The organism is Paenibacillus sp. P2(2022), from assembly GCF_029522175.1.
Lineage (GTDB): Bacteria > Bacillota > Bacilli > Paenibacillales > Paenibacillaceae > Paenibacillus > Paenibacillus polymyxa.
Genome location: NZ_JAKWFI010000007.1, coordinates 75,791 through 99,861, shown reverse-complemented (window position 1 = coordinate 99,861; position 24,071 = coordinate 75,791). Strand labels below are relative to the sequence as shown.

General features: G+C 47.0%; 16 protein-coding genes. 12 read left to right on the top strand and 4 right to left on the bottom strand.

All coding sequences use genetic code 11. The annotated features are described in order from the left end of the window. Positions 1-195 precede the first annotated feature (195 nt). The 3 genes from MMB75_RS20230 (at position 196) to MMB75_RS20220 (ending at position 5,268) form a co-directional block, all read left to right on the top strand. Complete coding sequence (locus MMB75_RS20230) at positions 196-1,851, top strand: SWIM zinc finger family protein (RefSeq protein WP_045244947.1); 1,656 nt, start codon at positions 196-198, stop codon at positions 1,849-1,851. Beyond that, positions 1,848-4,811 (top strand): DEAD/DEAH box helicase, encoded by a 2,964-nt coding sequence (locus tag MMB75_RS20225; protein WP_045244946.1) that lies wholly within the window; start codon positions 1,848-1,850, stop codon positions 4,809-4,811. Before MMB75_RS20230 ends, MMB75_RS20225 begins: the two co-directional genes overlap by 4 nt. A 112-nt stretch (positions 4,812-4,923) precedes the next feature. Beyond that, positions 4,924-5,268, top strand: a complete 345-nt coding sequence (locus MMB75_RS20220; RefSeq protein WP_016820169.1) for a hypothetical protein — start codon at positions 4,924-4,926, stop codon at positions 5,266-5,268. Positions 5,269-5,360: 92 nt separating this feature from the next. Here the strand turns inward: MMB75_RS20220 and MMB75_RS20215 are convergent, their stop codons facing one another. Then, the gene (locus tag MMB75_RS20215; RefSeq protein WP_031462624.1) at positions 5,361-7,454 is read right to left on the bottom strand and encodes a pectate lyase family protein; all 2,094 of its coding nucleotides are present in this window, start codon (positions 7,452-7,454) and stop codon (positions 5,361-5,363) included. Positions 7,455-7,794: 340 nt separating this feature from the next. Here MMB75_RS20215 and MMB75_RS20210 point away from each other — a divergent pair, with 340 nt between their 5' ends. The 8 genes from MMB75_RS20210 (at position 7,795) to lacZ (ending at position 19,200) form a co-directional block, all read left to right on the top strand. After that, a complete protein-coding gene (locus MMB75_RS20210) occupies positions 7,795-8,316 on the top strand; it encodes a ClbS/DfsB family four-helix bundle protein (RefSeq protein ID WP_031462623.1) in 522 nt (173 codons plus the stop codon). Positions 8,317-8,391: 75 nt separating this feature from the next. Then, complete coding sequence (gene udk, locus MMB75_RS20205; RefSeq protein WP_013368919.1) at positions 8,392-9,027, top strand: uridine kinase; 636 nt, start codon at positions 8,392-8,394, stop codon at positions 9,025-9,027. A gap of 237 nt (positions 9,028-9,264) precedes the next feature. Beyond that, positions 9,265-10,830 (top strand): response regulator transcription factor, encoded by a 1,566-nt coding sequence (locus MMB75_RS20200; RefSeq protein ID WP_016820165.1) that lies wholly within the window; start codon positions 9,265-9,267, stop codon positions 10,828-10,830. A 39-nt stretch (positions 10,831-10,869) separates the two neighbouring features. Continuing rightward, positions 10,870-12,684 carry a cache domain-containing sensor histidine kinase gene (locus tag MMB75_RS20195; RefSeq protein ID WP_016820163.1) on the top strand — a complete coding sequence of 605 codons (1,815 nt, stop codon included), beginning with the start codon at positions 10,870-10,872 and terminating at the stop codon, positions 12,682-12,684. A 311-nt stretch (positions 12,685-12,995) separates the two neighbouring features. After that, a complete protein-coding gene (locus MMB75_RS20190) occupies positions 12,996-14,285 on the top strand; it encodes an ABC transporter substrate-binding protein (RefSeq protein WP_016820162.1) in 1,290 nt (429 codons plus the stop codon). A 101-nt stretch (positions 14,286-14,386) separates the two neighbouring features. Beyond that, positions 14,387-15,283, top strand: a complete 897-nt coding sequence (locus tag MMB75_RS20185; RefSeq protein WP_016820161.1) for a carbohydrate ABC transporter permease — start codon at positions 14,387-14,389, stop codon at positions 15,281-15,283. Beyond that, positions 15,280-16,104: a carbohydrate ABC transporter permease gene (locus MMB75_RS20180; RefSeq protein WP_013368914.1), complete on the top strand. Its 825-nt coding sequence runs from the start codon at positions 15,280-15,282 to the stop codon at positions 16,102-16,104. The genes MMB75_RS20185 and MMB75_RS20180 overlap by 4 nt, the downstream gene beginning before the upstream one ends. Positions 16,105-16,155: 51 nt before the next feature. After that, positions 16,156-19,200 (top strand): beta-galactosidase, LacZ type, encoded by a 3,045-nt coding sequence (gene lacZ, locus MMB75_RS20175; RefSeq protein ID WP_019685818.1) that lies wholly within the window; start codon positions 16,156-16,158, stop codon positions 19,198-19,200. 117 nt (positions 19,201-19,317) lie between these two features. Here the strand turns inward: lacZ and MMB75_RS20170 are convergent, their stop codons facing one another. The 3 genes from MMB75_RS20170 to MMB75_RS20160 all read right to left on the bottom strand — a co-directional run bounded on the left by MMB75_RS20170 (position 19,318) and on the right by MMB75_RS20160 (position 21,640). After that, a complete protein-coding gene (locus tag MMB75_RS20170; RefSeq protein ID WP_226888813.1) occupies positions 19,318-19,734 on the bottom strand; it encodes a hypothetical protein in 417 nt (138 codons plus the stop codon). Beyond that, on the bottom strand, positions 19,694-20,632 hold the full coding sequence (locus MMB75_RS20165; protein WP_019685816.1) for a YwqG family protein: 939 nt from the start codon (positions 20,630-20,632) through the stop codon (positions 19,694-19,696). The genes MMB75_RS20170 and MMB75_RS20165 overlap by 41 nt, the downstream gene beginning before the upstream one ends. Before the next feature lie 114 nt (positions 20,633-20,746). Next, positions 20,747-21,640, bottom strand: coding sequence for an AraC family transcriptional regulator (locus tag MMB75_RS20160; protein WP_016820157.1), 894 nt, complete (start codon positions 21,638-21,640; stop codon positions 20,747-20,749). 130 nt (positions 21,641-21,770) lie between these two features. On the opposite strand from MMB75_RS20160, the gene MMB75_RS20155 reads away from it, so the two are divergent. Beyond that, positions 21,771-24,029, top strand: a complete 2,259-nt coding sequence (locus MMB75_RS20155) for a glycoside hydrolase family 127 protein (protein ID WP_019685815.1) — start codon at positions 21,771-21,773, stop codon at positions 24,027-24,029. Positions 24,030-24,071: the final 42 nt, after the last annotated feature.

Below are 24,071 nucleotides of genomic sequence, written 5' to 3'. Positions count from 1 at the left end.
CTCGTTCTTGCCAATGAATGCCCCCCTTATGCTAAAGCGTAAGGGGTTTTTCACTTTTTACCCCAGCGGTTATTCTTCGGAATTTTCCAACTGCCCCCTCCACTCAATTACATTCGTGAACTGATATAATGGAAGAGTTAAGCTACTATTAGATCAATATCAGATCAACTATTCTCTCTTAGGAGACTATTGCATATGAAACCAACCTATCTTATGGATGATATACACTGGCAGCAGCTTATTCAAAACGTGGCTGACCATTTTAATGATGTGACGATCAAACGAGGTTTTCAGTACTTTAAGCAGGGAAAGGTCAAAGAATTCGCAATGCCTGATGCTGACCATATCGCGGCTGTCGTGGATGGGAATGAACTCTACGAAGTGGATCTCCACTTGAGTGCTTTTGCTGCCAGCAGATGTACATGCCCTGTTCGCACCAACTGCAAGCATATGATCGCCGTATTGCTGAATTACGCGAATGAACAGGAACGTTCCGTGCATGCATTAGTGAACGCTCATTCGGCAGGATTCACACGGCTGACTACACAAGCAGACACCCGTACCACATCTGCTTTCCGGTCGAACCCTTCGCCGGATCACAAGGAAGCAACAAGAGATGCTCTCCGTAAAAAAGCAAGCAACCTACCGGACATGCCCGTTTCCGAATGGCATGATCTGTTCGATCAGTGTATCGCCCTTAATCATGTGCACACTCAAAATTCCCAATATGTGCAAAGTGCTTTAGCTTCGATCTATGCTGTGAAGCCGCCGCTCTCACCCGGTATGCAGCAGCTATATGGACTGCATGCCCATCTGCGTATACTGGAGAAGCTGGTACCTCAGGCCCCCATGACGGGTTACCCCACTCATACCTATATGGGCTACTACACCCAAATCGCCGCAGATGAGCTGAAAGAGGCGATCGAACGTGATTTTGAGCGTCCACTGGAGCTGACTGATGAACCGATGCACGAAGCCCGTATGGCAGAAACTTTAGCTTATTTGCGCCAGAAAATGCTGACAGAGTCGCGGAACGGTACTTATTTTTCAGACGCATATTATCAGTTCTGGCTATACTGGGTGCATCCTGCAAGGCGGGACTCTAGCATATATACGGAAGAATTACAGCATTTACATGCAGCTGAAGAGGAGCGTAGTGCTACGTTGGCACGCCTTCCGTGGATGCTGGCTCGGAGCTGGATGTATGTTTACCAAGCGCAGGATCATAAAGCCTGGGAACTGCTAGAGGAGGCGGAACGAGCTTTTCCACTAAAAATCTCCTCCAGCCAGTTGCTATTGTTCTTACATGCATTGCGACAGGCCGCAGATTGGGTACGTCTCAAGGATGGACTGCGACATATCGGCCCCCTTCTTCACAGTCATCGAGATGATCATTTACAGGATTATATGCATGATTGGGAGCTGGTTTTGCAGCACCTTCCAGAAGCAGAACAGGACATGTGGGACACGCTGATGGGTATGCTTCCATTTGCCGGGGGGATGTATGAAGAGGCCCTGCTTGCTCATGGAAAATGGCGGCAATGGATCGACTATCAGCTAAGCATACGTAGTGAACCTTTGAGTTTTCGGGTGAGCGTGCTGCAACCCATCGAAAAGAATGCGCCTGAGTTGCTGCTGCCCTTTTACCATCAAGCGGTAGAACGTTATGTGCTGGAAAAAAACAGATCTAGCTATAAAGCGGCAGTTAAGCTGTTAAAGCGATTGTTCAAGCTGTACAAAAAATTGAAGCAAGAAACACGCTGGGAGCTGTTCTTCATGACCTTTACCAGCCGTCACAGCCGCCTGCGGGCGCTACAGGAGGAATTGCGGAAAGGGAAATTGTTATCATGAGCCAATATACCGAAACGATTACGGTGTACATCCAATTAACTACCTATGGAGACGCGCTAATTTATGGCGATTCCTCCATGAACTATAGCATTTCCGGTCAAATGTTGAAGCAACGTTTGTTTGCTTGGCATGAGGCTTCATTTTATGGCACCGAGCTAGAGATTCAGCATGTTCAAGACACAGATATTATCGTGCTGCCCTCGGAGCAAGTGATTCCTTTTCTGGCAGAGCAGGAGCTTCTACAGCATATCGAATGGATCTGGGACGAGGCCAATGCCCCGTGGCTTCGGCTGATCCCTCCATTGGCTCACTGTATTGAAGCGAAAGCCTATGTGCCCAGCTTCACATCGTTTCAAGCGGGGAAGCTGCAATGGGAATGGGATGCAGAAGCATTGGAAAACATCCAACCGGCAGAACTTGCTTTACTCGACAGATTGGATCAGAACGAGCGCGATGGACTGGTAGCGGCGTTCTCGGCCGCTGTTTTTCAGCGCTGGTACGGCACCGAAGCGGAAGCCGCTGACTTGCGAAGAGAATATCCGATTCTCTTCGCTCCCCAACGCCAGGTCGCAGCAGGCCTGGATGCTCAGGCATGGCTGATCGCCATTGGCTGGAAGGCCGATACGGCGCCGTTCCGCCCGCTTCTGCAACTGCTGGAGCCAGAGCTGGAGGACGACGAGCCGTCCTGGCAGCTCAAGCTTGTGTTGCAGGACAAGCAGGACCCGGCCTTGCTGGTGCCTGTACAGCTCGCCGCTGATGGCTATGCATCCGGATCATGGCCTGATGCATGGACGGCGCATGTGCGTGAGCGCTCAGGCGGGTGGCTGGAACGCTTGACCGCCATTTTGCCCGCAGGGCAGCGTGCCGGAAGCCGCGATGACATACTGAGCCGCCCGCTCTCTGACGAAGCCGCGTGGCAATTCCTGACGACCGACAGCCAGCGTCTGCTGGAAAGCGGTTGGCAGGTACTGCTGCCGGCCTGGTGGGAGGCAGCCACCCGCAAGAAGCCGAAACTGCGGGCCAAGGTACGCCCAGGCGAAGGGGCGGGAGAGCGCACGAAGGGCAGCTCGCTGTTCGGACTGGACTCCATTGTCCAGTTCGATTGGCGTGTGGCCATCGGCGATGCCGATTTGAGCGAGTCGGAGTTCGCCGAGCTTGTGGCTCGCAACGAGCGCTTGGTGCGCTTCCGCGGCCAATGGATCGCGCTCGACCCTGCGCTGCTGGCGCAAATCCGCCGTGCCATGGCCGGGATCGACAGCACTCAGGGATTGTCCTTTCAGGACATCCTGCAGCTGCATCTGCTCGGCAACACCGACGAGCCTGAAGGCGACGCCTCGGGCGAGCAGCCGGAGGACCCGGCACGCTTCCGACTGGAAGTAGAGCTGAACGCTCATCTACTGAAGCTGATCAGCCAGCTCGGACGGCAATCGGAATGGCCCGCTTTGGACGTACCCGATGGGCTGCAAGCCGAGCTGCGGACGTATCAGCAGGACGGGTATGCATGGCTTGCCTTTTTGCGACGCTTCGGATTGGGCGCGTGCCTAGCCGATGATATGGGACTCGGCAAAACGGTGCAGTTTATCACTTATTTACTGCACCTACAGGACATTGCCGCCGAGACAGGTGTGCGCTCCAGTTCGCTGCTGATTTGCCCGACTTCAGTGCTGGGCAACTGGCAGAAGGAGCTCAGCCGCTTCGCTCCCTCCTTGAAGGTCATGCTGCACTATGGAAGCAAGCGAGAACAAGGAGACTTGTTCCGCGAAAAAGTCGAGCAAGCTGATGTCATCCTGACCTCCTTCGCTACGGCAACTCTGGACCAAGAGCTGCTGCAGAGCATGACTTGGGATTCGATCTGCCTGGATGAAGCGCAAAACATTAAAAATGCTCAAACCAAGCAATCCACAGCTGTGCGCAGCTTCCCTGCACGTCATCGTATCGCGTTGACAGGAACACCTATTGAAAATCGGCTGTCCGAGCTATGGTCCATTTATGATTTCATCAATCCAGGTTATCTGGGCAGCTCACGCGCCTTTAGCAATCGCTTCATGAATGCTATTGAAAAAGAACATAATGAGCAGCGCACGTTGGATTTGCAAAAGCTGGTTCAGCCCTTCATGCTACGTCGCAAAAAGAAGGACCCTGCGATACAGCTTGATTTGCCTGACAAGAACGAGATGAAAACGTATATTCACCTCACCTCCGAGCAGGGCGCGCTCTATGATCAGATTGTTAAAGAACTGATGGAACGGATGCAGAAGCTGGAGGGGATTGAGCGCAAAGGAGCCATTTTATCAGCCCTGACCCAGTTGAAGCAGCTTTGTGACCACCCTGCTCTCTTAACTAAGGAGGCGCTCCTGGATGCAGTAGCTTCTGGTTATAGTCAGCACGATCTTGAAGCGGTTATTAGCCGTTCATCCAAGCTGGAGCGCATTCTGGCTATGGTCAAGGAGCTGCGGGAAGAGGGCGAGCGCTGTCTTATTTTTACGCAGTATATTGGTATGGGTCAGATGCTTCAGCAGGTACTCGCTCAGGAACTTCAAGAACCCGTGCTCTATCTGAACGGTAGTACATCCAAAACTGCGCGTGACCGAATGATTGATCAATTCCAATCACATACGCTTCCCCCTGACGAGCAGCCGTCCGTGTTTATTTTATCGCTCAAGGCCGGAGGGGTGGGCCTCAATCTGACAGCTGCCAACCATGTCTTTCACTTTGATCGCTGGTGGAATCCAGCTGTGGAAAATCAAGCTACAGACCGAGCCTACCGGATGGGACAAACCAAAGATGTACAGGTTCACAAATTTATCTCGTTGGGTACGCTGGAGGAACGTATTGATGAAATGCTGGAGAGCAAGCAGCAGCTCAGTGACCAAATTATCACCAGCACCGAGGGCTGGATTACTGAGCTGTCTACAGACGCGTTAAAAGACCTCTTCACGCTACGGCGCGATTGGGCATAATGAGGTGCTAAGTTCGTTATACGCCTATTTTAAGGAAGAGTAGTTTATAGCACGGTCCAACACTCCTTTGTGTGCATTTAATATCTCATCACAACAAAGGAGTTGATTTTTAGTGGCCATTCGTCCTCCACAAACGCTGAAATCTACGGGCAGAAAGGTTCCTGTTACGAGATATCGCAATGTGAGTCCAACACAAACCCTTCGTAGATTTACAGTTATCTGGGCTAATAATGATGGTGTACCTTTTAACACGTCTGGATTTTTTGCAACACTCCGGCGTTTAGATGGAACCTTTGTGCAAGCTGCAGGCTTCGACCGCTTTGGTACTGCCCGATTCAACAGAGTCCGCACACCTACGAACCAGCCTTATATTCTGCGTACTTTTAGAGATGATGGAGTATTATTCCGCGTTAGATCCGTACCTGCTGGCGTGTCCTCATTTGTCGTTATTGGTTAAATTCGTACCGAACGCAGCCTAAACGTGTTTAACAAAAAAAGCAGTCAGAACAGAGCGCATCTGTCCTGACTGCTTTTTTTCAAACTACCTACCTACTCGGAATCTTCTTCCACTTGTACGTCTTTCGTAGCGGCTGTATTGTACACCGTTTTGAGCCAGTTCTCACTCGACCAGTTCAGCTTGCCTGCGCCCGCTCCATCCTTGGCCTGCAATTGAGCAACCAGGTTGGCAGGGTCTTCGGCTGTATAGCTGTATGGCAACGTTGTGAACCCATTCCAAGAGAAGGTCTTAGCCTTCGCTGGATAAGGAGCTAATGGGCTATTCGCAGCGTCACTGCCGCCTCTGAACACGGCACCGTTGTCCGAAAAGATAACATCCTCGGCTTTGATTTTACCTGTATAATCCGCTTTGTTAGGGTCTTTTTGATTGTTACGTACCGGAGAAAACACATCAATTAAATACGATTTTTCTAGCAGCACTGCGCCGTTTTCTGTTGAAATCGCACCATTACCCACGACGTCAAAATGATATCCTTTGGCAGCGATCGCTTTGGCCATGTCGGACGTAATTCTTTTTTTGGCTCTGGCCAATCCAGCATCATCCATAACGATGTTATATGCATGCGCATTACCACCACGCAAACGTGGCATACGGTCCTGAATATCCAGATAATAATTATGATGCAGCGTCACTTCCAAATCCGCATTGTCGCCTGCCATTTCCGTGGCACCCACCAGATGCGCTTTCTTTTGTCCTGCTGCAATATCAATGATATCTTCTTTACTCATGCCTACTGCACTGCTTCTCAAATAAGCGTACATAGGATAGGAGGACTTATCTGCTTCCATGGCATTGACTTGTTGGGTTACCCAGCTGTTGGAACTGCGGTCATCTCCTTTGAACAAGGACCAGGAAATCGTAACTCCGTTACTTCCCTTTTTCACATCTACCAGGCCATCATAGGCTTTGTTAAATGTACAATGGTCGATCCATACCTTGGAGCTTGCACCTTCGATTGTAATATAATCCCAGTCATTTTTGTCATAGTTTCCTTTGGTTGCTTCATCCCATTCCCAAAGTTCATCAAATTCAAGGTTACGGAAAATCAAATTAGAGCTTCGTTTGATGACAAAACCGGCATGCTTGATTTTCGCACCATTGGCCGAGAAGATTGTAACTCCATTCATATTCTCGATATAGACTTTGCTCACCCCTGTCTTTTTCAGAACAGGATGTGTTTGTACAGGATTGTTGGCACTAAATGGCATTGCCTTCGCAGCGCTAGGAATTTCATTCCAGCCAAGGTCCAGATCATTCATAATCTCAATCACTTTAACCTTGCTGCCTTTTTTCAATGCTTCGTTGAGATCTACAGCATTGTACACCTTTTTGTAATTGGCATCGGTATCGGCAATGTTCCCACCACCTGTATTACCATACGAAAAGCCAGTCAAATTATAATTATTTTTGGAGGTTACACCAGGCTCCACCCCAGGAGTCGGTTGTTCTGTACCCGGTGTCGGCTTCACAGGTGGTGTACTTGTACCCCCTTCTGAAGAAGCACCGGATACAATCACATTATCGAACTGAGCAACTGTTTTAGACGTTACCAGACCCATGGCTCCAGCTGTGAGGCTGGTGTCTGTTGCGGACAGCTCCAGCTGATCATTAACATACATTTTGATTTCCGGACCAGATAGCTCCAGCTTCACTCTGTACCATGTATGGGTGTCCAGTTTGTATTTTTTATTGGTAGCCAGTGTCTTCATGGAGCCTTTGACTTTTTTGCGAATCTCAAGAGCACCGCCCTTTTTGTTGTACAACGATGCTGCATAGAAGTTGTTAGAATCCGTGTATCTACCTGCCACATATACTCGATTAGAGCCATAAAAATCATTTACATATACATCTGCTTGCACACTATAATTTGTCCATGAGGTATTGCCTTTTACGGAATGGCTTTCGCTTCGACTAGATTGTTGGTATGTAGAACCATTCCCGTCCTTGACCACAGACCAGTTCCCCGAATCTGTGGACCAGCCTTGAGCTTCTCCTTGTTCAAAATCGTCACTTACCTGTACATTCTCATCAGCCTGTGCATGGCCTAATAGCGGTAATGATAAAGACAGTGCCAACGTACTGCTTAACATTACACTTGCACATTTTTTTAACAGACTCGATTTCATATCACAAGTCCCTTCTCAATTGGATTTATGAATACTAAAACAAACGGTATATAACGTATTGATGGAGGAAATCATATCCATACACCAATGAGGGCCCCTAATCGCTATACTCCAATAATTATAGGCACTTAAATAAATATTAAAATATGTCTAATTACTTATCTTTTGTCTTAATTTTTCTATTAATTTTTCGTTCTTTTTCGCGAACACACCAAATGGTGTTTCATAAAATCACAAAAAACGAGATTTTTTTATTTTTGAATAAGACATACGGTTGTCATATTGAGAATGGTACATATAAAGGGTGAGTATCACCAATATCATGTAAAGGAGCGATTAGATGTCTAGCTACGACTACGCTTCCAAATCACAGTTAAAAGAAGCCATTCATACCGCCTACTTACGGTTTGATGGCGAGTTCCAGGGCATCGACGAAAGCCACAAAGATACTCGAATCGACGAAGTAGATAAAACACCCGCCGAAATGATTGCCTACCAGCTCGGATGGCTTCATCTCGTCATGAGTTGGGACAAAGACGAACGGGAGGGAAAAACCGCTATCATGCCCGCTCCGAATTACAAGTGGAATAGACTAGGCGAACTATACCAATCATTCTACAAGACATATTCCCACTACTCTCTGTATGAATTACGCGATATGTTCAAGTTGGCTGAGCAAACGTGGCTGGATTGGGTGGACACACTCAGTCATGAAGAACTCTTCACCCAGGGCGTTCACAAGTGGACAGGCACCAATCCGAACTGGCCTATGGCGAGATGGATTCATATCAATTCCGTAGCACCGTTCAAAACATTCAGAGCCAAGATACGAAAATGGAAGAAATACAACGTGCAACATTGATGAAAAAAAGCGTGCATTGTGCTACAATACTTGAGTTGTATCGGGATACATTTAGGGAAGGGTAAGTGAAACGCCATGCTAATTATTGGTATTGCCGGCGGTACAGGTTCCGGTAAATCGACGGTCGCACGCGCCGTCGTTGAGCGTCTGGGATCTAATAAAGTGACTTTCATATCTCAGGATAACTACTATAAAGACCATTCACATCTGAGTTATGACGAACGTGCTTTGGTCAACTATGATCATCCGTTTGCCTTTGACAACGACTTGCTGATTGAGCATCTTCAATGTCTAAAAAAAGGACAAGCGACTCAAGCGCCCGTGTATGACTTTACGGTTCATGCTCGTTCCACGGACGAGACGGTAGAGCTTCTGCCGAATCATATCGTTATGTTGGAAGGTCTGCACGTGCTGTCAGACGAAAAACTCCGCAGCCTGCTTGATATTAAGGTATTTGTGGATACGGATCCAGATGTGCGCATTCTCCGTCGGGTTCTTCGCGATATTGAGGAACGCGGTCGCACCATCCATTCGATCCATGATCACTATTTGACGACGGTTAAGCCGATGCACGAGGCATTTATTGAGCCTTCCAAAAAATACGCCGACCTGATCCTGCCTGAGGGAGGACATAACGAGGTTGGTATTCAACTGCTGTCTATTTTGACTGAAAAATATTTGGCAGGAGATCGGACATGGGGTACTGTATAAAGTAATCCCGGTTGTTCAGGCTGTCGAGATTTCCTCGGCAGCCCTTTTTGTCTTTTATATGCCATTTGAACTAAATTTCCTTTTGGAATCACCGTGTTGTTTATGTTAGCATGTAAAGGTTAAATGCTTTAGATTTTAGTTAAAGTTGGAAGCGTTATCAACTATATCCGTCAGATGATTAGGCCCTCGCCTTAATGGCGTCTTTTTTGAATAGATATAATTATGGAGAGTGCTGTCATGAATGAGCTATGCAACATTTTAATTGTAGATGATGAAATATTGGTACGGCAAGGGATCAAACATCATTTGTCGTGGGAACAATACGGATTTCGAATTGTAGGTGAGGCATCCAATGGGAAAGAAGCACTGGAGCTGATCGAAGCCTTGCGTCCTCATATTGTCATTACGGATATCGTAATGCCGATCATGGATGGCGAGGAGCTGACACGCATCGTCAGACAGAACTATCCAGATATCGAGGTGATTGTGCTCAGCAGCTACGGCGAGTTTAATTACGTACGCTCCACCTTTCAGCAAGGTGTGGCTGACTATATTTTGAAGCCCAAGCTGGACACAGATGAGCTGCTTCAGGTGCTCCAGCGAACGGCCCGCAAAATTCCATCCATTCAGTATCAGGAAGATGCCGGGAATAATCAAATCACGATGGATCATGTGATCGAAAAATTGATCTCTGGCTATAGCATAGATTATGACGTTGAGCTGGTGAAGCAAGCATTTCCTTACGCCCGTTTTGCGCTCATAGGTATAGAACAGTCGGTACAGCAAGATAAGGGACGCTCTACCAATCCCTCGGCTTCGGACCTATTTTCCAAGCTTACAGACCGAGTAGCCTCTGCCTGTGAACACATCGTTCTGCGACAGCTGCCATCGGATGGGTATGCGGCCGTTTTTTTAGCCAATCTGGGGCCACGGGAATTAGATGCCTGGATGGCTGCGGTTAGGGAAGTTGCTCAAGAGACAAAGCAGCTCGATCCACAGACAGGCTGGGCGGTCAGTCATCTATTTGATGATTTTAATCAGATTAGCAGTGTCTATCAGGATGAACTGCCCAAATTACTAAGCTACCGCTTTTATTTCCCAGAGACAGCGCTGCTGATCGAAGATGAACTCCCTCAGCCTGTTCAGGTGAATCGTTCGTTTAACTTAAAACAGTTTACGGAAGAGATGAAGCGTGAGCATTTTGATACAGCTTTTCAGGATTTGAGGTCCTATGTAGCCGCCATGTCCGGCAACTACACATCGACCGCTTTTGAATTCAAATCGCTGCTCGGAAATATCGTGTTCAACATTACAATTTTGCTCGGGAATCAGGGGTATGATATGAAGGAACTGGATGCGGCGAAATATTCGTATTTCAAAACAATTAATGATGCCCCTCATGTACATGAAGCCGTACGGTTGCTGGAGACTTTTTTAGAGGAAGCGAACCGACAGATCCTGGCTAAGACGCAGCAAGGAAGTAGTGCAAGCATGAAAAAATTGCTGGAGTATATTGAGGAACATCATGCTGAAACACTCAATTTGACGACCCTTGGGCAATATTTCCATTTTAACCCCTCTTATTTGTCCAGTTATTTCACGGCACACCATACAGAGGGATTTAGCGAGTACCTGAACAAAATTCGGGTTGAAAAAGCTGCTGAACTACTGCGATCGGGGACGCTGCCCATTTCAGATATTAGCAGTACAGTAGGCTATTCGGACCCCAGCTATTTTACTAAAGTGTTCAAAAAAGTGAAGGGCTACTCGCCCAGCCAGTACCGCCGGGAGCATCTCCATTAGAGAGCAAGCGCATATCTGCCAGCAGAAAAGAGATCGAATATGAAAAGATATATCCACAAGATCAAATATCAAGGTCTGTTCTTCAAAATCTTTATTGTTATGGTGGTCAGCATCACTGCGGTATCGTTGCTGACCTCTTTGGTGACGATTCGAATGTCTGAACGACTATTCGCTGAGACATTCAGTATTACCAATGCCAAGGTGCTTAGCCAGATTCAATCCAGCTTTGAATCCTTCAATGACTCTATCGTGAATGCTGTAACCCACGCTTCGGAAAATGGAACCGTCAAAAACTATTTGACTAGCGGCCAATCTGACTCGATTAACTCGGCAAGGATTTACTTCGGTATGGCACAGCAAATGAAGCAAATTAAATCGAACGTCGATGCTTATGATGTCGGTGTCGCTGTAACAGGTCTGAACGGACGGAGCTTTTACTCCGATTCCTCCTATTGGCCTGTAACTGCGGAGCAGCTTAAGAGCAGTGCTATTACGGCCCGAAGTGTAGCACGCCCGGCACAGCTTATGTATCAAATGGATACGGAGTTGTTTCATCAACAAATGACTAGCACCATGCAAAAACCCACACCCTATATCATCGCCTCTAAACCATTTATGGAGCGAACCAGTGGCACCTTGTACGGAATGATCTACATTGCCATTCGGGAGCCAGAATTTCGGCGTTTTTATAACAATTTCACGAGTAACGGTAATGATGTGCTGATCTTGGACAAAACAGGACTGATTGTATCGAGCAACCGTCAGGACCTAGTCGGACAACGCTCCAGTGAGCTGCTGGGCTATGCCACCAAAATCAATGAACAGGGACTAAACTATATTAATGCGGATGTAATGAATAAAGAAAGTATCGTTCTTTCCAACTATATCCCTTCATTTGATTTTTATCTGGTGAACATGATCGATAGGCAAACCGCAGTTGGGCAAATTATTGACGTTAAATCTGTTGTCTGGATCTGTATCGCCATTGTACTGATTGCTTTGGTGATTGTTTTTCTCATTTCACGTCGCCTGATTCGTTCTCTGACTCGGCTGGTCAAGCAAATGTCGACTATACGCGAGAAAAATTTTGATAATTATATCCCGGTCACGGGTAGCTACGAGGTCAGACAGTTAAGTCATGCTTACAACTACATGCTTGATGAACTAAATGATTATATTCGTAAGCTTTTAGAAACCCAAAAAGGCCAACGAAATGCAGAGCTTGCTGCACTACAGCGGCAGATCAATCCACATTTTCTGTACAATACATTGGCTTCAATCAAAATGCTAGTGCTCAAAGGAAACAAGGAAACCGCCGCCGAGACGATCAATGCACTCATTTCCTTGCTGCAAAATACAATCAGCAATGTGAGCGAAACGATCACCATCGAGCAAGAAATGGCCAACATGCAAAATTATGTATTCATTAATCATGTGCGTTATGGGCAACGGGTACAGGTAAATTATTTTGTATCACCTGATTGTCTGGAGTATCATGTGCCCAAGCTGATCATTCAGCCTTTTATCGAAAACTCTTTTTTCCATGCGTTTAATGAGAAAAATACAGGGCACATCTATATATTGGTGTCGAAAACAGAGGATACATTGATCTGTGAAGTAGTCGACGATGGAGACGGTATGGATTTGGACGGAAATACAGCGCAGGACGGACTGCCGAATCCCAAGAGCAAACGCCAACTATTTACAGGCATCGGCATTCAGAATGTACACAATCGCATTACCCTTTTGTATGGAGAAGAATATGGTGTGACCATCTCCAGCAAGAAGGGCGAGGGCACCAAAGTAAGAATGACACTGCCTCTAATTGTAAAACCCGCTCCTCCTACCCCATAAATATGGAGCGAGAACAGAGTGGGCCGAATGGTGCTTACAAGCAACAGCGATGGGAAGCACCATCGGCTGCGCAGTGGCGCTTCGTGAATATCTTTAGTCCCTCCTATAAAAAGTACCTAAACCTAAAGAAAACACAAATGTAAGCGGTACCTTTTTGGATAAATCATAATAATAAGACCAATCTGTATAAAGATATTCCTAACTGCCAGTAAAGCAAGGATGATAAACTAAATTCATAAACAAGGTAACCGCTTTCAAAAAAAGTTCTACATGGTTAGCAACATATAAAAAAAGAGTAGGGGTTGAACAAAATGAAAAAAATGTCTTTCCTTCTGCTGATTGCAAGCTTGATCTTGTTATCCGCATGCTCCAGCAATTCTGAGAAAGCAGCTACGACCACAGATTCAGGCAAGAAAGAAATTACAGTCTGGGCTTGGGACCCGAACTTCAACATCGCAGCCCTGAAGCTGGCAAAAGATCGCTATGTTGCCAAACATCCAGATGTAACCGTAAACATTGTCGAATATGCTCAAAACGATATCGTTCAAAAAATGAATGCCGGCCTCAACTCCGGTTCTACTAAAGGATTGCCAAACGTGGTTCTAATTGAGGATTACCGGGCACAGAACTTCCTGCAAGCCTATCCCGATTCTTTCCATGATATGACTAATTCGATCAAAGCATCCGACTTCGCTGATTATAAAATCGGGCCGACCAGCTACAACGGCAAGCAATACGGAGTTCCTTTCGACTCTGGCGTTATGGGATTGTATGTAAGAACGGATTATCTGGAACAAGCTGGCTACAAGGTGGCAGACTTGACCAATATTGATTGGGACAAATTCATTGAAATCGGTAAAGCTGTAAAACAAAAAACAGGCAAAGATATGCTGACTCAAGATCCGAATGACCTCGGTCTGATCCGTGGCATGATCCAAACAGCGGGTTCCTGGTACCTGAAAGAAGACGGTAAAACACCAAACCTGGCTGGTAATCCAGCTCTGAAAGAAGCGCTCTTGACGTACAAAGCCTTGTTCGACGCCAACATTGTTAAAATGAATGCCGACTGGAGTCAATTCTTGGCCGCATTCAACAGCGGTGCAGTTGCTTCTGTACCTACAGGTAACTGGATTACACCTTCAATTAAGGCAGAAGCTTCGCAATCCGGTAAATGGGCTGTTGTACCTTTCCCTAAACTGAAAAATATACCTGAATCCGTGAATGCTTCCAGCCTCGGCGGCAGCTCCTGGTATGTCCTCAACTCGGACGGTCAAGATACCGCTGCTGATTTCCTGAAAGAAACATTTGGTTCAGATACAGAGCTGTATCAAGATATGCTGAGCAAAATCGGAATTGTTGGTTCATTGAACGCAGCTTCCAGCGGTAAAGCTTATGACGTGGAAGATGCTTACTTCGGTGGCGACAAAGTATACAAGAAATTTGCTGATTGGACTAAACAAGTTCCAAAAGTCAATTATGGCCTGCACACTTATGCAATTGAGGACATCATGACTGTTGAAATTCAAAACTACCTGAACGGAAAAGATGTAGATGCAGTTCTGAAGGACGCTCAAGGACAAGCGGAAGCACAGCTTAAATAAGTCAGTCCATCTAGCCAAGGCTAAACAATAAAACGATAAGCACTTAAAACCTTGGGCTTGCGAGTTCAAGGTTTTATTGCTGCATAGGGAGTTGACATGGTATGAAGACAGCCGCGCCCAAAATGACTACAACACGTCTTAAAGCAGGTATGACAGGATGGTTGTTCATATCCATCGCAGTGATCATGATTGCCGCCTTTTATTTCTATCCGATGATTCAGGCGCTAATCTTATCCTTTAAGACGGGTACTGGGTCTAATCTGAGCTTTAACGGCATTGATAACTATAAGCGTCTGTTCACTGACAAAATGTTCATTACCGCTGTGAAGAATACGTTTATCTACTTAATTTTCCAGGTACCTTTAATGGTCATTCTGGCTCTGTTTATTTCCGTATTGTTGAATGATAAAAACCTGAAATTCAAAGGCTTTTTCCGCACCGCCATCTTCTTGCCGTGTATCACATCCCTTGTAGCCTATTCGGTTGTTTTCAAGTATCTGTTCTCGGCTGACGGTTTGGTAAACTCCTTGTTGCTGAACCTGCACGTGATTGGCACGCCAATCCAATGGATTACAGATCCTTTCTGGGCCAAAGTAACGATTATTATCGCGATCACATGGCGCTGGACAGGGTACAACATGATCTTTTACCTGTCGGGTCTTCAAAACATTGACAGTTCCATCTACGAAGCGGCCCGTATTGACGGAGCTTCCCCGATCCGGCAGTTTTTCAGCATTACCGTTCCACTGCTTAAGCCGATTATCCTGTTCACCTCGATTACATCGACGATTGGTACACTTCAGCTCTTCGATGAAATCATGAATATTACCAAAGGTGGACCAGGTAACGCGACATCTTCTATTTCGCAATATATTTATAATCTGTCCTTCAAGTATTCATCCGACTTTGGTTATGCGGCGACCGTATCTTATTCCATCGTCATTATGATCATTATCTTGTCGATTATCCAGTTTAAAGTGGCAGGTGAGAAAAAATGATGAAAACAAAAAGAGCATTTACGTACGCCTTTCTGATTCTTGTGTCATTCATTTCGATTTTCCCGTTCCTGTGGATGCTATCCAGCTCCACGAACCTGTCAGTCGATGTGACCAAAGGCAAGCTTCTGCCTGGCTCCCACCTGATGGATAACATGCACAATCTGCTCGAACAAGTAGACATCGTTACTGCGCTCAGTAACTCTGCAAAGGTTTCCATCTCAACGACGTTGCTGGCTATGCTCATTGCATCACTGGCTGGTTATGGCTTTGAAATTTACAGAAGTAAAGCGAAAGACGTTGTCTTCAATATCCTGCTGATGTCGATGATGATTCCGTTTGCGGCGATTATGATCCCGCTTTACCGGATGTTCGGCAGCATTTCTAATGTGATACCGTGGATCGGCATTGATACGCTCTCTTCTGTCGTTATTCCAACCGTAACTACGGCGTTCCTGATCTTCTTTTTCCGTCAAAGCACCAAGATGTTTCCCAAGGATCTGCTGGAAGCTGGCCGGATGGATGGATTATCCGAGCTGGGTCTGTTCTTCCGGGTGTATATGCCTACGATGAAAACAACCTATGCCGCTGCCGCAATTATCACGTTCATGTCCAGCTGGAACAACTACCTCTGGCCTCTGATTGTACTGCAAACGCCAGAAAATCAAACCATCCCGCTGTTGATCTCGAACCTCGGCTCCAGCTATGCACCGGACTACGGCGTTATTATGATTGCCATTGTCCTGTCCACATTGCCGACTGCACTGGTATTCTTCCTGATGCAGAAGCACTTTGTCGCAGGTATGGTCGGCTCGGTAAAATAATAGATTTCTGTATACGGTCTTCATTCAATTTAAAAATAAGGAGTGTTCGCCTTGACCATTCATACCCCTAGTCTGGACTGGCTCACCGATGTAACCAAATTCGCCGTAAATCGCTTGCCTGCCTATTCCGATCATAAATATTACACCACGCTTCAGGAAGCAGAACACCAGGCCGATATGGTCTGGCGTCACAGCCTGAATGGGAGTTGGAAGTTCAACTATGCGACGAATCCAGCCACTCGCCCAGCAGAATTCTATGCCCCTGACTTTGAATATGGCGGCTGGAGCGATATTCAGGTACCAGGTCATATTCAGACGCAAGGCTTCGGCCAAATGCAGTACGCCAATACGATGTACCCGTGGGACGGACATTCGGACGTTCGTCCACCTCATATTCCACAAGACCACAATCCGGTCGGTAGCTATATCAAAAGCTTTGTTTTGCCTGAAAATATGGCTTCTGACGCGCAGCCTGTGTTCATTTCTTTTCAAGGTGTTGAGTCGGCTTTCTATGTATGGCTGAACGGACAATTTGTCGGTTACAGCGAGGACAGCTTTACACCGTCTGATTTTGAACTGACACCCTACCTGCAAGCTGGCGAAAACAAGCTGGCGGTAGAGGTATATCAAAGAAGTACGGGAGCTTGGCTGGAGGATCAGGATTTTTGGCGTTTTTCCGGCATTTTCAGAGACGTATATTTGTACACGATCCCTACTGTTCACGTACGCGACCTGCATGCCAAGGCGGACCTGGATGCTACCTACACGCAGGGCCTGCTGGAATTGAAACTGACTTTGGAGCAACCAGCAACAGCCCATACAACTGTCGATGTGAAGGATGCCACCGGACATATAGTAGCTTCTTTGAAAGCTGACTTTACAGATGGCATCGCCTCGCTGTCAGCAACTTTGGAGCAAGTAGAGCGCTGGAGCGCGGAAAGGCCTTATTTGTACACGTTGTTCATTCAAATTTATGATGCCGATGGAACACTCGTCGAGGTGATCCCACAAAAGGTTGGTTTCCGCAAATTCGAGATGGTGAACAAGGTCATGCATCTGAATGGCAAGCGCATTGTGTTCAAGGGCGTGAACCGTCATGAATTTAACGCTCGTACCGGGCGTGCAATTTCCCGTGAAGATATGCTGTGGGATATTCGGACACTCAAGCAGAACAATATGAACGCTGTACGTACCTCTCATTATCCGAATCAGACACTGTGGTATGAGCTGTGCGATGAGTACGGGATATACGTGATTGACGAAATGAACCTGGAAACACACGGTTCCTGGCAAAAACTCGGCGCGGTCGAGCCTTCGTGGAATATTCCGGCCAATCTGCCTGAATGGCAGGATATCGTTATGGATCGCGCTATTTCCATGCTGGAACGGGACAAAAACCATGCATCCATTCTGATCTGGTCCTGCGGAAATGAGTCGTATGCAGGCGAAGTGCTACGCAATGTCGCTAATTATTTCCGGTCCACCGATCCGAGCCGTCTGGTACACTACGAAGGCGTGTTTCACAATCGTACGTATGATGATACCAGCGATATGGAGAGCCGGATGTACGCCAAGCCCGCTGATATCGAGCAATACTTGAATGACAATCCACAAAAGCCGTATATCAGTTGCGAATACATGCATGCTATGGGCAATTCTGTGGGCGGCATGCACAAGTATACCGAGTTGGAGAACAAATACGAGCTGTATCAGGGCGGTTTTATTTGGGATTACATCGACCAAGCGGTCATGAAAAAAGATCGTTACGGACGCGAGTACCTCGCGATCGGCGGCGACTTTGACGACCGTCCAACAGACTATGGCTTCTGTACGGACGGAATTGTCTATGCGGACCGGAAGGTTTCACCGAAGATGCAGGAGGTCAAATTCCTGTACCAAAATTTGAAGCTCATCCCGGATACCAAAGGTGTGACCATTCGCAATGAAAACCTGTTCGAGGGAACAGGGGACTATGAACTGGTATACAGCCTGTTGCATGAAGGTCAAGAGATCACGCGAAATGTGAGTCATGTGGATGTGGCGGCTCAGACCGAAGCCTATATTCCATTGACGTTCCCAAGCACAGACGGGAAGCCTGGGGAATATGTCATTCACACGGCGCTTGTATTGAAGGAAGCGACGCTCTGGGCTGAGGCTGGGCATGAAGTAGCCTTCGGACAGCATATTTTCATTGTGGAAAATCCAAATCCGCTGAAAGCTCCTACAGGTGGAGCCCTACGAGTGGTGCATGGCGATGTAAATATTGGCGTTCACGGTACAGATTTCAGCATCATGTTCTCCAAAGGAGCAGGCAGCCTGACTTCACTTCGCTACGCGGGACGTGAGATGATCGCTACGCCTCCTGCCCCGTTGTTCTGGCGGGCGACCACAGACAATGATCGGGGTACCGCACTCGGTTTTGAAGCTGGTGGCTGGTTCGCTGCAAGTCTGACGCGTAAATGTGTGGACATCGAGGTCACGGAAGAGCAGGCAGACCGTGTGACCATTACGTTCCGCTACACGCTGAGCATTCATGCCGACGTACAGGTAACGGTAGCCTATACCGTCTTGGCGGATGGCAGTCTGAACGTAAAATCCACCTATGAAGGTGTATCGGGACTGCCTAACCTGCCGATCTTTGCCCTTTCGTTCAAGGTTCCAGCGGACTACCGCCATCTGGACTGGTATGCGATGGGACCAGAGGAGAATTACATCGACCGGGCCTTCGGTGCTAGACTTGGCGTATTCCGCAACGAAGCTGCGGATAACGTGTCCGGGTATGTCGTGCCACAGGAATCCGGCAATCGTACAGGCGTGCGCCGTGTCGATATTACTGACGATTCCCAGCGGGGCATCCGCATTACCGCACCTGCCACCGCGCCGGTGGAATGCAATATATCGCCGTATACAGCGTTCGAGCTGGAAAGTGCATACCATGTGTATGAGTTACCAAACGTGTATTACACCGTTGTCACCGTAGCTGGCAAGCAAATGGGCGTAGGCGGCGACGACAGCTGGGGTGCTCCAGTACATGAAGAATATCAAATCCCAGCCGATCAAAAGCTGGAATTCGAGTTTACCGTGCAGCGGGTATAAATACACTCCCCGCATAGGCAAGTATATATAACAAAAGCCCTTCCGCTGCTTCCCTCATGGAAAGCCGGAAGGGCTTTTGTATTTACGTAATTGTAGAATAGGCGGCGGACGCCCTATCTATTTCAAAACAACTTCAATATCACGTCCAGGATCACTGTACTTGTAGATGCCAGGATTTAGTTCCAATCTTCCGTCTAATTTAATATCTTTATAACGATCAACATTAACGCCTGTGGATACCATACCCTTCGCAATGATCTCAGGTACTACTTCTTTGCCGTTAATTCGCATCGTTGTTTGGCTGACACCTTTGAAGCCAGGGGAACCGGATTTCGATTCGACAATCAAATCTTTTCCCTCTGTATAGTATGCAAAATCAATTTGATAACCGTCCGCTTTAAGGCCAGCGAACTGTTTCTCTTCTTTAGGTTTATGAAGTGTGACCCAATTTTTAGACGTATCACGTTTCTCAATGACAGCATCGGCGCCCCGGCTAGCTCGTAGCCAGATTGACATACGTTCGCGTGAAATCAAGGTTTTTCAAATCCCTTTGATCTATAAAAAACTCCAAATACCCTGCGTCCCACCAGCACATACCGACCTCATTCAAGGATGATACAGAGAGCAAAACATGCCAATTTTCCGAAGCTTGATCGTGCTTTTCCCGATTCGCCTGGTATTCTTGCAGCTGAGGCAGCACTTCAGATCGTAACTGCTCCGCATACTCCGTACTTCCCCTATGCATAGCTTGCTCGGCTTCCTGGTGGATCTGACTCTCACTCTTATGCCAGTTAAATAGAAGACCCTCCAGCCCGTTTCGGCGTAGATAAGCATCCCGACGAGTATTCCCGGCAAAAGACTGATGCTGTCCCCACACCGTGTCGCTATGTTCATATAGAAGCTCATAAAGCTCTTCGTACTGATCTAAAAGGATATCTCCCAGCTCACCCTCCGATGGCAGCGTCAAGATCGGCTGAAAAGAAATTGCATACGAGGTGAAATCCCTGTTCTCGGCACATACTTCAACCTTCCCATTCGGCGGCAAAGTTTTCTTCAAAGCGCTGCTGTCACCGTTATAGTAAAAGACTTTATGGTCAATATCATAAGCTGGCTCATCCAGCCCAAGAAAAAAGTATAATATGCCCTGATGAGGCAATCCCTCGAATGGTGAAAAAGGCAACTCGCTTAGATTGATCTGAGCAATAAACGTATAATATTCTCCGTCTGAATCACACGGCCACTCGATTGAGGGGGGCAAATCCGGGTAGCCAGCAATTCGACTATTGCCAACACGCTCGTAATTTTCTTTATGATCTAGATGAAATTGTATAGCAGCTTGAGCTTCTTGATTGATCTCTTTTTTTAATTCTTCACCAAGTGAATGCTCTTCGAGTATTCGAGTCAGTTCTTCCTTTAATGGTGGTTGTAGCATCTCACTCGCCCCTTTTAACAAAGTATTATGTATTGCACTCTCATTCAATCTCTCTTAAATCAGATTATCAAATTATAGTCTGATAAGCCATGCCTGCTGTAAAGCGGAAATGGACTAGACATTGTTCATAAATGTTTTGTGATAGGCATTCCGGTATTGCGAGGGAGTCATATGGACTCGCTTTTTGAACAATCGCATAAAATACTTCTCATCCGTGTATCCCGCTTCCTCCGCAACCTGCTTAATGCTCATATCTGTACGGGAAATTAGTTCCTTCGCTTTGTTGATTCGAATACTGTGAATGAACTCCAAGGGGCGCATGCCCGTATTTTGCTTGAATAAACGAGATATATAATCCTTGTTGTAATTGAACTTCCGAGCCAGATCGGTCACGGTCAGCGGTTCCTCAGCATGAATTCGAGTCCACTCGATAATCTTGTTCATACTCACGTTCCCCTGTGAATGGACAGGATTGGAGATCAAGCGACTGAGGGCCAGTTCAGATATCTCAATCAGCAGTGAGGTGAACAAATAGTTAGCACTGTGATATGTAAGATAATGTGAGTTGGCGACATGCAAAATTTGATTGACAATAATATGAATCCGATCTCCATTATCTGCCTGTACACTTTGCGGTAAATAGATATCGCGCATTACGCCATGACGCTGCAAAAGCCCGTCCATAGCACTTGTTTCCTGCTTCATTTCCTCACTAGATAATACATTCGGGGTCGCAGGCACATCGAAGTGAAACCAATAAAATTTAACCCCCGGCAATGATTCCCGGTATCCTCGGTGCGTACGACCAGGGTACAGCAATAGAATATCTCCTTCCCCTATTTCAAAATCCTCCTGTTCCTCCCGTATATATACCGTTTCTTGGACACCCAGGATCAACTCAAAGTTCTCAATGGAACGGCTCATATGCTTCCATGGCACCTCGGAAACAAACTCGCCTGCCGAGATTAGTTGGATCGGAGTATCTACATTCACTTTCAGATAGGTCATGTTATCGCCTCTTTAGATTCATGTTCGGATTTGTCCACCCATTGTATGGTTAAGCTACTGACATACCGCGGTTGCAATGCTAATGTAGTGGAGAAATATACACTTCCATCTTAGCTAAGGAGCGATGATTTTGAAAGCACAAGCTTTTGACTTGCATAAAGTAAGTATTGATTCCGGCCCACTTTACCACGCTATGGAACTGAATACGACCTATCTGCTGGGTTTGGAACCCGACCGTTTATTGTCACGTTTTCGTGAATATGCGGGCTTGGAACCCAAAGCGGCTCATTATGAAGGCTGGGAAGCACGCGGCATCAGTGGACATACACTTGGGCACTACCTGTCTGGCTGTGCACTAATGTTTGCCTCTACAGGCGATAAAAGATTGCTGGAACGAGTAAACTATGTGATCGACGAGTTGGAGATATGCCAAAACAGTCATGGAAACGGATACATTTCCGGTATCCCGCGCGGGAAAGAGATTTTTGAAGAGGTCAAATCCGGAGATATTCGTTCCCAGGGCTTTGATCTTAACGGAGGTTGGGTACCGCTATATACGATGCACAAGCTCTTCGCAGGCTTGCGTGATGCCCACCTACTCGCTCATCATCCCAAAGCATTAGCGATGGAAATCAAACTCGGCGACTGGCTGGAGGATGTATTCCAAGGACTGAGCGATGAACAGGTGCAACAGGTGCTCCATTGCGAGTTTGGCGGCATGAACGAGGTGCTGACCGATCTGGCGGAACATTCTGGAGAGACACGCTTTCTGAATCTGGCGGAACGCTTTTATCATGGAGAAGTGCTGAATGATCTGGCAGACAGCCGCGATACGCTGGCAGGACGACATGCTAATACGCAAATTCCTAAAATCATTGGTGCAGCACGGCAGTTCGAAGTGACAGGCAAACCTCTATATGCGGACCTCTCCCGCTTTTTCTGGGATCGGGTGGTTCACAAGCATTCCTACGTAATCGGCGGCAATAGCTATAATGAACATTTTGGTGAACCTGGCAAGCTGAATGATCGTTTGGGTGAGGGCACCTGTGAAACCTGCAACACCTACAATATGCTGAAATTAACAAGACATATGTTCGAATGGGACGCATACGCAGCTTATGCCGACTACTATGAACGGGCAATGTTTAATCATATTCTGGCTTCACAGCAGCCTGTAGATGGACGTGTTTGCTATTTTGTATCGCTGGAAATGGGTGGACACAAGTCCTTCAATTCTCAATATGAGGATTTTACATGCTGTGTCGGGTCCGGTATGGAGAGTCACTCTATGTACGGCACCGCGATTTATTTTCACACAGCAAATACAATCTATGTTAACCAATATGTCCCTTCTACTGTGACGTGGGGGGAAATGGATGTACAGCTCCAACAAGAAACTCTCTTTCCGCAAAATGGGCGAGGAACGCTGCGTGTCATAAGCAAGGAGCCCAAGTTCTTCACGATCAAGCTAAGATGCCCACACTGGGCGGAGCAGGGCATGATGATTAAGATCAACGGGGAAGAGTATGCCGCAGAGGCATGTCCTACCAGCTATATTGTAATTGAACGGGAATGGAACGATGGAGATACGGTCGAGTACGATATTCCTATGACAGTAAGAGTTGAGGAAATGCCAGATAATCCGCGACGAATTGCCTTCATGTACGGTCCACTTGTGCTGGCTGGAGATCTGGGTCCTGTTGAACAGGAGTCCAACGAGGAACGTCTGCTGGCATCTGTTCTGATCGGATCGGCTGATTCCTTGGCAACCAAGCTGACTGCTGACAGGATCGAGCCGAATACATTCCATCTAAGCGACCTGGGTTATATCGGAGAGTTGAAGCTTCGTCCGTTTTATCAGATATATGATCGTTCTTATACCGTTTATTGGGATCTCTTTTCCAAGGAGGAGTGGACATCAACAGAGGCAGAATACCGTACCGCGTTAGCGTACCAGCTGGAACTGGAACGACGTACAGTGGATGTTGTGCAGCCTGCCGAAATGCAGCCTGAACGGGATCATGCCTTTACTGGCGAACATGTAGGCTTGGGGTCCATCTATAACCGCAAATATCGCGATACATGGCCTGGGGGCTGGTTCTCTTTTGTCATGAAGGTGCTCCCTGATGAGCCTGTCCAATTAGCAGTGACCTATCTGAAGGACTCCGACCGCTCTCATCGTGACTTTGACATCATCGCAGATGGTCAGAATTTGGGAGAAGGCAAGCTGGAATCCGAGGAAATGAATAAATTCGAGACGTTTGCCTATGAGTTGCCTCTGTCTGTGACGAGCCACAAAAATGAAGTGACAATTCAATTCAAAGCCCATCCACAAGGCAAGGTGGCGAAAGTGGCTGGATTACGAGTGATCAGACATTCTATTGTATGACCAAATGATCTATATAAATCTACGATAACGCCACTACGCAGG